Below are 13,230 nucleotides of genomic sequence, written 5' to 3'. Positions count from 1 at the left end.
TTTTTTATAATGAAAGCAGTAATATTAGCAGGAGGATTAGGTACAAGATTTTCAGAAGAAACACATTTAAAACCTAAGCCTATGATTGAAATAGGGGGGAAACCTATCTTATGGCATATCTTAAAAATTTATAGTTCATACGGAATAAAGGAATTTATTATTTGCTTAGGATATAAAGGATATATTATTAAAGAATTTTTCTCCAATTATTTCTTACATACAAACGATGTTACTTTTGATATCAATAATGAAAAAGTTATTTTTCATAGCAGAAAATCAGAAGATTGGAAGGTCACTCTTATAGATACAGGAGAATTTACATTGACAGGTGGAAGACTTGCAAGAATTAAAGATTTTTTAAAAGATGAATCTTTTTGCTTTACTTATGGTGACGGGGTTGGAGATATTGATATTAGGAAACTTATAGATCATCATGAAAAGAATAAAAAACTCGCAACATTAACTGCAGTTCAGCCTCCAGGGAGATATGGAGCACTGGAATTGGAGGGTAACTTAGTTAAATCATTCAAGGAAAAACCGATTGGTGATAATGGTTGGATAAATGGAGGATTTTTTGTCCTCGAACCTTCTGTAATTGATTTTATTAATGGAGATCAATGTATGTGGGAAGATAAACCTCTTAAAAAATTAGCTGAAATCAATCAACTCAATGCTTATAAGCATTATGGATACTGGCAGCCAATGGATACTCAAAGAGACCACAAAACATTACAAAAGAGATGGGAAGAAGAAAATGCTCCATGGAAAACTTGGAGATAATGAATAAGGAATTTTGGCTTAATAAAAAGGTTCTTATCACTGGACATACTGGTTTTAAAGGCTCTTGGTTGTTGATATTGTTAAAACTTCTTGGGGCAAAAGTTTATGGGTTGTCTTTGGATGTCCTTCCTAACCCTTCTTTATTTGATGAAATCAATAGTTCGAATTTTTCATGCGAAAGTTTTTTTGAAGATATAAATAATAGAGATAATCTTAAAAAATGTATTTCAGATATCATGCCTGAAATTGTTTTTCATTTGGCAGCTCAACCATTGGTAAGAGAAAGTTATAAAAATCCAATTAATACTTGGTCTACAAATTTAATGGGATCTCTTAATTTATTGGATTCACTTATGAAAATGAATAAAAATTGTTCAGTTGTAATGATAACTACCGATAAGGTTTATAAAAATAAAGAATGGATTCATGGTTACAGAGAGAATGATGAGCTTGGTGGTTATGATCCCTATAGTGCGAGCAAAGCTGCATGTGAAATTGCTATTTCATCATGGAGAGATAGTTTTTGTCTTGGGGATAAAGAAGGCTGCAATTTAATGATCGCCTCTGCAAGGTCTGGAAATGTAATTGGAGGTGGAGATTGGGCTAAAGATAGAATTTTTCCTGATGTAATAAGATCTCTTCAGAACAATCAAAAAATTATTATCCGTAATCCAAAATCTACTAGGCCTTGGCAACATGTTCTAGATCCACTAGCGGGATATTTGGTTTTAGCTGAGAAATTATATAAATCAAGAAAAATCTTTAAAGATAGTTCTGAAAATATATATGCTGGTCCTTTTAATTTTGGACCGGCAATAGATTCAAATAAAACAGTTGAAGAACTAGTTCATGAAATAAATAAGCATTGGAATGGCTTGATATCTATAAAAGGCTCATCTCAAAAACTTCATGAAGCCAATAAATTACATCTTCAAGTAGATAAATCATTTCACTTGTTAGGATGGAAATCAAAATGGAATTTTGAAAATGCTGTGAAAAGAACTGTAGATTGGTATTATAATTTCAATCAAAAATCTTGTTCGGCATATGATTTATGTGCGCGTGATATAGATTCTTTTATTAATGGTACATAAATAAATTAAATGAAAGTATTAATTACTGGAGGATGCGGATTTCTAGGAAGTAATTTGGCATTTTCTTTCTTGAAAAAGGATTATGAAGTTTTTATTATTGATTCTCTTGAACGAAAAGGATCTATCAATAATTTAGAGTGGTTAAAATCTAAATCTTTGAAAAATCAATTAACCTTTGCAAAGTATGATATTTCTAAAAAAGAGGAATTAAATAAATTTTTTGAAAAATTTGCTCCATTTGAATTTATATGTCATGTAGCTGGACAAGTTGCTATGACTCTTTCAATAGAAAATCCAAGGAAAGATTTGGAAACAAATGTAATTGGAACTTTTAATGTTCTTGAGGCAATGAGAAAGTATAGTCCAAATGCTTTGTTAGCCTACAGTAGTACAAATAAAGTATATGGAGATCTTAATTGGATTAAAGTTATAGAAAACGAAAAAAGATATGTATTGAATGATTTTCCACTTGGTTTGGATGAAAATATTCCTCTAGACTTCTCTACTCCATATGGATGCTCAAAAGGTTCTGCCGATCAATACGTAAAAGACTGGGCTAGATTATTTGATCTAAGAACAGTTATTTTTAGACATTCTTCAATTTATGGAGGTAGACAGTTTGCATCCATTGATCAAGGTTGGATTGGTTGGTTTTGTTTAAAAGCACTTGAACAGAAATCTGCTCTTAAAAATATTCAGATAAAACCCTTTACAATTTCTGGGACAGGGAAACAAGTGAGAGATGTATTACATTCTGATGATTTAGTTTCTTTGTATCAATGTGCATTTGAAAAAAAAGATATTTTAAAAGGTGAAATTTTTAATATTGGCGGTGGTAAGGAAAATTCCCTTAGCATTTTAGAGCTAATAGATATTCTTAAAGATGAATTATCTTTAAAAGAATTAAATTTTAAAAAAATTGCGAGGAGAAATTCTGATCAAGATTGTTTTATAGCAAATATTGGCAAAGCTAAAGAAATTCTAAAATGGGAACCTAAAATGTCACATCGTCAAGGGATTAAGAAGATGCTTGAATGGACAAAAAATATGCATAATTCATAAATATATGAATCTTTCTTTAAAAAAAAAATTTATGAAGCTATCCTGACTAAGAAAATATTTTTAAATTTAAGTTCAGCTCATAATTAAAATGAAAAAAAAGATTTTATATTTTTGCAATGTAGATTGGTTTTTTATATCTCATAGATTACCTATAGGATTAGCGGCTATTGATGAGGGTTATGAAGTCCATTTATCAACAAAATTTACTGGAGCAGAAGATGAGTTGATTTCATATGGTTTTAAAATTCATCCTATAGAAATTGATAGAAATTTTAATTTAATAAAAACTATAAAGTCTTTCTTTCAAATAGTTTTTCTAATAAGAACTATAAAACCTCAAATTATTCATGCAATTACAATTAAACCAATAATTTTTGCAGGAGTTGCATCTAAGTTTTTCAGGAATGTTGGATTTGTTTCCTCTATATCAGGTTTGGGCTATGTTTTTATATCTTCCGATTTAAAAGCTTTACTAACAAAATTCTTAGTTAAGTTGGTTTATAAATTTGTATTTTCAAAAGAAAAATTAAAAGTTATTTTCCAGAATTCAGATGATTTAAACGTTATTCAAGAAATTTGCAACATACAAAAAAGTAAATTCCTTTTGATAAGAGGATCTGGAGTTGATTTGAATTTTTATAAGCCTAAAAAGAAGAACTTAAATTTTCAAAAGATTCTATTTGCATCAAGACTTTTAAAATCAAAAGGCTTATTTGAGTTTATTGAAACTGCTAAAGAATTAAATTCAAAAAAAGTCAAATTTTTAGTAGCAGGAATTTTAGATAAGGATAATCCAGACTTTGTTTCCCAAGAACAAATCAATGATTGGGAATCTCTAGGATTAATTAAATTTTTTGGATATATTAAAAATATGAAAGATCTTATATGCGATTCATCTATAGTTGTCTTACCTTCTTACTATGGTGAAGGTTTACCTAAGATATTGATTGAGGCTGCTGCTTGCGGTAAGCCAGTAGTGACAACAGATCATCAAGGTTGTCGAGATGCAATTATCCCAGGTAAAACTGGTATACTTGTGCCAATCAAAGACAGCAGCGCTTTAACTAGAGCAATAAAAAAACTTATAAATTCCCCAAAATTATGCGAACAAATGGGCAAAGAAGGAAGAAAGCTCGCCATATCAGATTTTGATATTCAAAACGTCATAAAAAAACATTTAGAAATCTACTCAGACTTAATAGAGAGCTAATCAATATGCTAGTTGCGATAACTGGATCTAATGGATTTATAGGGGATTATTTATGTAAATATCTGACAAATTTTGGATATAAAATTAGAAGGATACAGAGAGAAAAAGGAAAAAATGTTTTTTTGATAAATAACTTAGAAAATAATAATGATTGGAAAAGCATACTTTCTGGAGTTGATGTAGTTATTCATTGTGCTTCAAAAGTACATTCTTTTCAAAATTCAAAAGAAGCTATTAATAATTATGAATCAATTAACGTATTGGCAACCGAGAGAATTGCTAAAGAGGCAGCTAAATTAAATATAAAAAAATTAATATTCTTAAGTACAGTTAAAGTGTATGGAGAAAAAACATTACCAAATCATCCCTTTAATAATAAAACAAAATTTAGTCCAAAAGATTTATACTCTAAATCAAAATGTCGAGCAGAGGATGTTTTAAGAGATGTGTCGAAAAAATATGGTTTAAAAATTGTTATTATTAGAATCCCTTTGGTTTATGGTCCTTTGGTAGGAGCTAATTTTCTCAACTTTATTAAATTAGTTAATTTAAATATTCCTTTACCATTTGGAAAAATACAAAATAAACGTTCAATAATATTTGTTGGAAATTTAGCGGATTTTATTCGTAAATGTATAGCTAGTAAGAAGGCACTAAATAAAACATTTGTAGTATCTGATTATAATCCAGTTTCCACAAAAGATTTAGCGCGACTTATTGCGAAAGGATTAAATAAAAATATAGTAATTTTTAAATTACCTCTAAGGATTCTAAAATTATTTGGACTAATTACAAATAACAAGCAGAAAATTAACAGACTGATTGAGAGTCTTGAGGTTGATCCTAGAGAAACTTTCAATTGTATAAATTGGGTACCACCTTATTCAACCCAGCAAGGTGTAAACATTACTGTAAATTGGTTTAAAAGAGAAAAAGTTAAAAAGAAAAAGTAGTCATGATAATAAATTATTTTTTTATATTAATTTTAATAAACTATTATTTTACATATTTTTTAGTAAATGCATCAAATAATTTTTTTTTAGACAAACCAAATTCTAGAAGTATGCATCAAAAACCTACTATTACAGGGGGAGGTATTAGCTTTGTTTTATCAACAGCTTTTTTTAGTTTATTTGTAGATAATTTATTATTTATAATTTGTCTTCCACTAGCGCTTGTAGGCCTTCTAGATGATTTTTTTTCATTGAAAAATATTTACAGATATATTGTTCAAATATTAACTTCAATTTTTATAATTTTGCAAAGTAAATTTGTATTAAATTATTTTGAAAATTTCAATCAATTCCTATTTTTAATAGGAATTATTTGTTTATCTGTATTAATAACAGCTATTATAAATTTTATAAACTTTATGGATGGAATAGACGGATTAATTACATCATGTTTAATCATATTATTTGGTTTTGCAGCCATTAAAGTTGACTTATCATTTTTAATAATTATTGGAGGATTAATAGGTTTTCTTTGTTGGAACTGGCATCCTTCTAAAATATTTATGGGTGATACTGGTAGTACGTTCGTTGGAGCTGTTTTTGCAGGCGCTGTCTTTAATACTGATAATTTTGGAACATCTTTTGATCTATTATTTTGTGCTTCCCCTTTATTCTTTGATGCAATTATTTGTATCTTGAGAAGATATTTAGCTGGTGAAAATATTTTTAAACCTCATTCTCTTCATCTATATCAAAGATTATGTAAGGCAGGCTGGTCTCATTCAAAAGTATCTATAAATTATTTAATTTCTATTTTATTATTAATTATTTCTTGTCTTTTGAATATAGTTTTTTTGAAAATTCTATGTTTTTTTCTAATCTATTCTTATGCCTTTTTTCTGGAAGTTGAATTTGCTTCTCCTTTTGAATTGGAGTTATTAAAGTCTAAATCAAAATAAATTTGTATTGCTAAAAAGACATATATATTTTTTTACATAAATTGTAATGTAGGATACCTTTAGTAAATACGGTAATATATCTCATCAATAAACTGATGATTAAATTTCCTTCATTATTTAGAATTTTATGGAATGCAAATCCAATAACTAGAAAATGGATTCTTGTAATCATTGATTTATTAATAGTTATTTTATCAATAACTTTAGTTTTATTTTTTTCAAAATTTAAAAATTATATTTATCCCGGGTCTATATTTTCTAGTAGTAAGGATTTTTTCTGGATTTATTTTTTGGGACTAATTTTAAGTCCCATAATAAATTTAATTACATTTCAATATAAAGCTCTTAGTAGATATTCAGATGTCTCTGCTTTTTATCAAATATTGGCTAGGAATGGCTTTTTATTTTTTTTAATTTATCTGGCAGGAATTTATTATTTCGATGAATTTAATAACCAACCATCTTTCATTTTATTGTGGCTAATATCCAGCACATTACAAATATTTTTGAGACTTACAATTAGGGACTTTGTAAACTATTCTTTGAATTTACCTAACAAAAAAATCAAGAACGTAATTATTTATGGAGCAGGTGAGAATGGTGCCCAGTTAGCAAAAAACTTAATGAGACTTAATTCATATAAAATTATTTGCTTCATTGATGATGATAAAAAACTATGGGGCCGATCGATATTAGGTATTTTAATTAAATCTCCAAATGAGATTGATTTTTTAAAAGGTAAAGTAAATCAAATACTTCTTGCGGTTCCTAAAATGAAAAGAGAAAGAAGAAGAGAAATCATAGACTATTTACAAAAATATAAGATACCTTTGCTATCTATTCCATCTGTTACTCAACTTATTTCAGGAGAATTAACTATAGATAATCTTCAACCTATTTCTATTGATGATTTATTAGGAAGAGAAGTTGTTAAGGCTGATAAGAAATTACTTGAAACGGGCATTAAGAATAAAATTGTTTTAATAACCGGCGCTGGAGGTTCAATTGGAAGTGAATTATGTATTCAGATTCATAATCTAAATCCCAAAAAACTAATTATGTTTGAAATGAATGAAAATAATTTATATTCAATAAATAAAAAATTATCTAATCTTCAAAGTAAATTTGAAATAAAAGCGATTTTAGGTAATGCATGTAATTTTGATTTGATACAAAAGATATTTGAAGAAAATGAAGTTGATGTCGTTTTTCATGCTGCTGCTTACAAACATGTTCCTTTAGTAGAGATAAATCCAGTAGAGGGTTTAAAAAACAATATTATCTCAACATTTAATATTTGCTTTGCCGCAGAGAATACTTCTGTTGAAAATGTTGTTTTCATTTCGTCTGATAAGGCAGTTCGTCCAACAAATATTATGGGCGCATCAAAGAGATTATCCGAGCTTATAATTCAAGCTTTTTCTGAGAAATGTTCAAAAAATGAAAAATATGATCTGAAAAGCACTATTTTTTCTATGGTCAGATTTGGTAACGTTCTCGATTCTTCAGGATCTGTAGTCCCTTTATTTAGAAATCAGATTAAAAATGGAGGGCCAATAACTCTTACTCATCCAAAAATAATTAGATATTTCATGACTATATCTGAAGCATCTCAGTTGGTTTTGCAATCATTATCTTTGGCAAAGGGAGGGGATCTCTTTTTATTAGATATGGGAGAACCAGTTCCTATAAAAAAACTAGCTGAGCAAATGATAATTTTGAATGGAAAGTCCTTAAAGAATAAAGAAAATCCTGAAGGTGATATAGAAATTAAGTTAATTGGATTAAGACCTGGAGAAAAACTATTTGAGGAATTATTAATTGATTCAGAGTCATCAACTACAGAACATCCTCTAATTTTTAGAGCTCATGAAAAATCAATAAATCATCAAAAATTATTTTTAAGCATTAAAAATTTCATCAAAGTTTTAAATGATAATGATACTTTTGAAGCTCTAAAAGTTTTAAAAGAGTTAGTTCCAGAGTGGGATAAATTTAGTGAAAAATATTAGTTAAGAAAAATTTTTGAAAAAAAATGTAATTTTTATAAATCAATTATCAAATTAGATTAAAAATAAAAATTTAACTGTAAAATTTAAATAAAGATTAAATTAATGTCAGAAAAAATTTCTTACGCAAAAACTGTTTATGGAAAAGATGAAATTAATGCCGTGGTAAAGTGTCTCGAAGAGTCAACCCAAATGGGCAAATACTCAAGATTGTTTGAAGAAAAAATTGCAAATCTTTTTTCTAAAGAATATTGTCTTTATGTAAATTCAGGCTCTTCAGCACTATATCTTGGAATCGAATCATTTCAATTTGAAGAAGGTTCAGAAGTTATAACTCCTGCTCTAACTTTTTCTACTACTGTGGGGTGCCTATTAAAGAATAATTTGAAACCAGTCTTTACAGATGTAGAACACCTGACATATTGCATAGATTCTGATCAAATAGAGGATTTAATTACAGAAAAGACTGTAGCAATACTTGCTCCTAACTTATTAGGTAATTTATGTGACTGGCCAAAAATTCGTAATATTGCCGATAAAAACAATCTTATAGTAATTGAGGACTCTGCAGATACATTGGGAGCAACAATCGGAGAAAACATATCTAGTGGAAAGTATACAGATATGTCGATTACTAGTTTTTATGGATCACATATTATTAACTGTGCTGGGAATGGAGGCGCTCTAACTTTGAATGATAAACAAATTTATCAAAAAGCAAAGTTGTTAAGGTCTTGGGGAAGAAGTTCATCATTATTTGATCAAAGAAGTGAAGATATTGAAAATAGATTTAATATTAATTTAGATGGAATAGAGTATGATGCAAAGTTCGTTTTTGAAGAAGTAGGCTACAACCTTGAAGGCAGTGAAATTGGAGCCGCATTTGGTTTGGCACAGCTACAAAAATTAAAAGATAATATAGTTAAAAGACAGGAAAATTTTCAATTACAATGTGAATTTTTTGATCAATATAAAGAATATTTTCAAATTCCAAAAGTCTATAAAGATGTTTCTACTGCATGGTTAGCCTTTCCAATACTGCTAAAAAAAGATATACCTTTTTCTAGAAAACAATTGCAAATTTACCTTGAGGAAAGAAATATACAAACAAGAGTTGTTTTTACAGGAAATATACTTCGTCAACCTATGTGTAAAAATATTGAGAAGAGAGTAACTCCAAAAGGTCTAAAAAATGCTGATTTAATTATGGAAAATGGGATACTTTTACCATTACATCATGGCATGACAAAAACTATGTTTGAAAGATTGCATTTCTGTATAGAAGATTTCATAAAAAAATATGGTTGATATCTTTTATAAAATCTAAGTTCCATCACCAACGCGCCAAAAATTTATTTTAGTATTACTAAATTCTTCAGGGTCGATCATGGATCTTGTATCAAACAACCATGAAGGTTTTCGCATCAACTTTGAGATCTTCTTCCAGTCTAGATGTTTGTAATTATCCCATTCAGTCAATATTAAAACAGCATCGGCATCAATAAAAGATTTTTCAAGATCAAAGGCTTTGCTCCATTTACCTTCTAAGGTTTGGGTATTGCTTTCAAGCCTATTGGAAATTTCTAATGGTTTTAAATTCAGATCGATATTTATTTGCTTAATGGAAACCTTTGGATCATGAATAACTAGAAAAGCCCCCTCTTCTAAAAGTTCTTTACAAATATTAATTGCAGGTGATTCTCTTGTATCATTTGTATTAGCTTTAAAGGCAAATCCAAGCACTACAATTTTTTTATTAGTTAAAGTTCCAAAAAGTTTTTTAACTATTAATTTTGATATTCTGTGTTGTTGCCAATTATTGAGGCTGACAACACTTTCCCAAAAGGAAGAAACTTCTTTTAAACCAAAAAAATCTGAAAGGTAAACTAAATTTAAAATATCTTTTTTAAAACAACTGCCACCAAATCCAGGCCCAGCATTGAGGAATTTTGGACCAATTCTACTATCTAATCCAATCGCTTTAGAAACTTCTCTAATATCAGCACCAGTTGCCTCACAAATAGCACTTACTGAATTTATAGAACTTATTCTTTGAGCTAAGAAAGCGTTCGCTGTAAGTTTAGCTAACTCACTACTCCACAAATTAGTGGTAATTATCTTATGGTTAGGAACCCAGTTTTTGTATATTTCAGATAGAGAATCGATTGCAATACCATTATCTCCCCCAATTAAAACTCTATCTGGATTAATTAGGTCATTAATTGCTGTGCCTTCTGCAAGGAATTCAGGATTAGATAAAACATCGAATGTTTTTGTAGCATTATTTTTTAAATCTGATATTGTCGCTTCACTAAGAATAGATTTTATAACTTCTGCAGTTCTTACTGGGAGTGTACTTTTTTCAACGACTATTGTATGACCCTTTGAATAAGTCGCCACCTCTCTTGCGCATGCTTCCACCCACTTTAAATCACTCGCTTTGCCAGCTCCAATACCCTTCTTTTTTGTAGGTGTATTAACCGAAATAAAAATCATGTCGGCATTACTTATCTTTTCACCAACAGAATATGAAAAATTTAAATTTACACCTCTACATTTCTTTACTAAGTTAGAGAGACCTGGCTCAAAAACTGGTAATTCATTTAAATTATCACTGTTCCATTTTTCAATTCTTTCTCTATTTACGTCTACAACATTAACTTCGATGTGCGGGCATTTGTTTGCGATAACGGCCATTGTGGGCCCACCAACATAACCAGCTCCAATGCAACATATATTTTTAACCTGCATTAAATTATTTAATTAGATATCCATTTATTTTAAATTAAAAAATTCTTAATGAAATAAGTTCTGTAAAATGTAGATATATTTTAAATTTAACATAATGTAGGTTTTCTAATTGAATAAATAATTAAGTATTTTATTCAATGATTCTCCCTTGAGATTCTAATTTGAAAATAAATTATGTCAGTTAATGCTTTTTAAGAATCTGTCTTTAGAGAACCTTTTTAAAGTAATTAATGGTATTTTCTAAACCCACTTCTAAATTGACTTTAGGGAACCAGTCTAATTTATCTTTGGCTTTATCAATAATAGGTTTTCGTTGAAGTGGATCATCTTGCGGCAGTGGTAAATATATTATTTTAGAATTTGAATTAATTTTTTTTAATATAATTTCAGCAAGCTCTTTTATTGTGAATTCACTAGGATTGCCTATATTCATTGGACCAATTTCGGAAGAATTCATTAGAGAAATAAGTCCATTTACTAGATCATCTACATAACAGAATGATCTGGTTTGTGATCCATCGCCATAAATAGTTATTGGTTGGTTAGTTAATGCTTGTACAATAAAATTACTTACTACTCTCCCATCATTTGGTATCATTCTCGGTCCATATGTATTAAAAATCCTAGCAACCCTTATTTCAGTTTGATGCATCCTTTGATAATCAAAACATAATGATTCAGCAATTCTTTTACCTTCGTCGTAACAACTTCTGATCCCTATAGGATTAACAGACCCTTTATACTCCTCAGGTTGAGGATGGATTTCTGGATCGCCATAAACTTCACTAGTGCTTGCAAATAATATCCTTGCATTAACTCTCCTAGCTAAACCAAGCATGTTATAAGTTCCAAGAAAGCTAGTCTTCGATGTTTTGATTGGATTGCTTTGATAGTGAACAGGAGAAGCTGGGCAAGCAAGGTGCCATATTCTGTCAACTTCAAGTTGTATAGGATTAATCACATCATGTCTGATTAATTCAAAATTTTTGTTACCCAACCATTTTGCTATATTTGTTTTTCTACCAGTGAAATAATTGTCAAGACAGATAACTTCTTCAGAAACGTTAAGTAATTTATCTATTAAATGTGAACCTAGGAAACCTGCGCCTCCAGTAACTAAATTTCTCAAGATATCAAATCTTAATTATTTAAATATACTAAATTAGAATATACAAATTAAGAATAGTTTCAAATCTGTAAGATATTAAAAACTATTTAATTTTATTAGTTGTGATTTATTCTTAAATAAGAATGAATCTCTAAATATATAAATGCAAAGAATTTTAGTTACTGGCGGCCTAGGTTTTATAGGAAGTCATACTAGTTTATTATTAATCGAAAAAGGTTATGAGATTTTAATAGTTGACTCTCTTATTAATAGTTCTATTAAGGCTTTAGAAAGAATAAATGAAATTATTAATATCAAATATCCACGAATGAAAAATAAACTTAGTTTCTTCAAAGGCGATTTAAGGGACGAAAGTTTTATAAGAGGAATTTTTCTTAAACAAAATAAAATTGGTAAGCCAATAACAGCTGTTATTCATTTTGCGGGTTTAAAGTCAATCAATCAATCAATCAATGAACCTCTAAAGTATTGGGATTTTAATTTAGTCAGCACAATAAATCTCTTAAAGGTTATGAATTTATTTGAATGTAGGACCATAGTATTTAGTAGTAGTGCATCAGTATATGGATCATCAAAAATCGATCTAATTAATGAGGATCAAAAATTAGATCCAATTAATCCTTATGGATTAACAAAATTAACAATTGAGCATCTTTTAGCTAATTTATATGAAAGTTCTCCGGACAAATGGAAAATAATCAATCTACGTTATTTTAATCCTATTGGGGCGCATCCATCTGGATTGCTTGGAGAAGTACCTAATGGGATACCAAATAATATTTTCCCATTAATTATGCAAGTTGCCTTAGGGGAAATAGAATATTTTAAAATATTTGGAAAAAACTGGCCAACTAGAGATGGAACAGGAGTTAGAGATTATATTCATGTAATGGATTTAGCCAATGGTCATTTTTATGGTTTGGAGTATTTGATAAATAATCCTCCAAAAATTTTAAATCTTAATTTAGGTACAGGAATTGGTACAAGCGTTTTAGACTTAATAAAAACTTTTGAAATAGTAAATAAAATAAATGTCCCTTTTCAATTTAGTAAAAGAAGAAAGGGTGATGCCGCCATAGTTGTAGCAGATAATTCATTAGTAAAGAATATTCTAAAATGGAAACCAGAAAAAAATCTCGAGGATATGTGTCGAGATGGTTGGAAATGGATGAAATTAAATCAAAAAGGGTATTAGAAATTTTTATTAAATTTGTTGGAATTCTTTTTAAAGTAAGCTGAATTTTAAAAAAATAAATTACTCACAATATATTAAAATTTATTAG

General features: G+C 28.8%; 11 protein-coding genes. 9 read left to right on the top strand and 2 right to left on the bottom strand.

Going from position 1 to position 13,230, the window contains the following annotated elements; genetic code table 11:
* Nucleotides 1-9: 9 nt before the first annotated feature.
* From rfbF to HA152_RS07175, 8 genes are all read left to right on the top strand, one after another.
* Nucleotides 10-780: a glucose-1-phosphate cytidylyltransferase gene (gene rfbF, locus HA152_RS07210; RefSeq protein WP_209135029.1), complete on the top strand. Its 771-nt coding sequence runs from the start codon at nucleotides 10-12 to the stop codon at nucleotides 778-780.
* A complete protein-coding gene (gene rfbG, locus HA152_RS07205; RefSeq protein ID WP_245211231.1) occupies nucleotides 780-1,874 on the top strand; it encodes a CDP-glucose 4,6-dehydratase in 1,095 nt (364 codons plus the stop codon). The genes rfbF and rfbG overlap by 1 nt, the downstream gene beginning before the upstream one ends.
* Before the next feature lie 9 nt (nucleotides 1,875-1,883).
* Complete coding sequence (locus HA152_RS07200) at nucleotides 1,884-2,936, top strand: SDR family NAD(P)-dependent oxidoreductase (protein ID WP_209135028.1); 1,053 nt, start codon at nucleotides 1,884-1,886, stop codon at nucleotides 2,934-2,936.
* 88 nt (nucleotides 2,937-3,024) lie between these two features.
* A complete protein-coding gene (locus tag HA152_RS07195) occupies nucleotides 3,025-4,146 on the top strand; it encodes a glycosyltransferase family 4 protein (RefSeq protein ID WP_209135027.1) in 1,122 nt (373 codons plus the stop codon).
* Nucleotides 4,147-4,151: 5 nt separating this feature from the next.
* Complete coding sequence (locus tag HA152_RS07190) at nucleotides 4,152-5,099, top strand: NAD-dependent epimerase/dehydratase family protein (protein ID WP_209135026.1); 948 nt, start codon at nucleotides 4,152-4,154, stop codon at nucleotides 5,097-5,099.
* Between the two features lie 110 nt (nucleotides 5,100-5,209).
* Complete coding sequence (locus HA152_RS07185) at nucleotides 5,210-6,058, top strand: glycosyl transferase (protein ID WP_209135025.1); 849 nt, start codon at nucleotides 5,210-5,212, stop codon at nucleotides 6,056-6,058.
* A 95-nt stretch (nucleotides 6,059-6,153) separates the two neighbouring features.
* Nucleotides 6,154-8,070, top strand: coding sequence for a polysaccharide biosynthesis protein (locus HA152_RS07180; RefSeq protein ID WP_209135024.1), 1,917 nt, complete (start codon nucleotides 6,154-6,156; stop codon nucleotides 8,068-8,070).
* 102 nt (nucleotides 8,071-8,172) lie between these two features.
* Nucleotides 8,173-9,375, top strand: coding sequence for a DegT/DnrJ/EryC1/StrS family aminotransferase (locus tag HA152_RS07175; protein ID WP_209135022.1), 1,203 nt, complete (start codon nucleotides 8,173-8,175; stop codon nucleotides 9,373-9,375).
* A gap of 15 nt (nucleotides 9,376-9,390) precedes the next feature.
* Here HA152_RS07175 and HA152_RS07170 read toward each other — a convergent pair whose 3' ends face one another.
* Complete coding sequence (locus HA152_RS07170; protein WP_209135020.1) at nucleotides 9,391-10,818, bottom strand: nucleotide sugar dehydrogenase; 1,428 nt, start codon at nucleotides 10,816-10,818, stop codon at nucleotides 9,391-9,393.
* A gap of 205 nt (nucleotides 10,819-11,023) precedes the next feature.
* Nucleotides 11,024-11,947 (bottom strand): UDP-glucuronic acid decarboxylase family protein, encoded by a 924-nt coding sequence (locus HA152_RS07165; protein ID WP_209135018.1) that lies wholly within the window; start codon nucleotides 11,945-11,947, stop codon nucleotides 11,024-11,026.
* A 142-nt stretch (nucleotides 11,948-12,089) separates the two neighbouring features.
* Between HA152_RS07165 and galE the strand changes: the two genes are divergently transcribed.
* On the top strand, nucleotides 12,090-13,142 hold the full coding sequence (gene galE / locus HA152_RS07160; protein ID WP_209135017.1) for a UDP-glucose 4-epimerase GalE: 1,053 nt from the start codon (nucleotides 12,090-12,092) through the stop codon (nucleotides 13,140-13,142).
* Nucleotides 13,143-13,230 lie beyond the last annotated feature (88 nt).

This window comes from Prochlorococcus marinus XMU1412, from assembly GCF_017696315.1.
Classification (GTDB): Bacteria; Cyanobacteriota; Cyanobacteriia; order PCC-6307; family Cyanobiaceae; genus Prochlorococcus_A; species Prochlorococcus_A marinus_AF.
The sequence above is the reverse complement of the archived record's forward strand: the minus strand, read 5'-3'. Positions and strand labels throughout refer to the sequence as shown.

What these genes read in the sequence shown, in the direction of transcription:
- rfbF (WP_209135029.1), top strand. Translation starts at nt 10, where the DNA reads ATGAAAGCAGTAATATTAGCAGGAGGATTAGGTACAAGATTTTCAGAA.
- rfbG (WP_245211231.1), top strand. Translation starts at nt 780, where the DNA reads ATGAATAAGGAATTTTGGCTTAATAAAAAGGTTCTTATCACTGGACAT.
- HA152_RS07200 (WP_209135028.1), top strand. Translation starts at nt 1,884, where the DNA reads ATGAAAGTATTAATTACTGGAGGATGCGGATTTCTAGGAAGTAATTTG.
- HA152_RS07195 (WP_209135027.1), top strand. Translation starts at nt 3,025, where the DNA reads ATGAAAAAAAAGATTTTATATTTTTGCAATGTAGATTGGTTTTTTATA.
- HA152_RS07190 (WP_209135026.1), top strand. Translation starts at nt 4,152, where the DNA reads ATGCTAGTTGCGATAACTGGATCTAATGGATTTATAGGGGATTATTTA.
- HA152_RS07185 (WP_209135025.1), top strand. Translation starts at nt 5,210, where the DNA reads ATGCATCAAAAACCTACTATTACAGGGGGAGGTATTAGCTTTGTTTTA.
- HA152_RS07180 (WP_209135024.1), top strand. Translation starts at nt 6,154, where the DNA reads ATGATTAAATTTCCTTCATTATTTAGAATTTTATGGAATGCAAATCCA.
- HA152_RS07175 (WP_209135022.1), top strand. Translation starts at nt 8,173, where the DNA reads ATGTCAGAAAAAATTTCTTACGCAAAAACTGTTTATGGAAAAGATGAA.
- HA152_RS07170 (WP_209135020.1), bottom strand. Translation starts at nt 10,818, where the DNA reads ATGCAGGTTAAAAATATATGTTGCATTGGAGCTGGTTATGTTGGTGGG.
- galE (WP_209135017.1), top strand. Translation starts at nt 12,090, where the DNA reads ATGCAAAGAATTTTAGTTACTGGCGGCCTAGGTTTTATAGGAAGTCAT.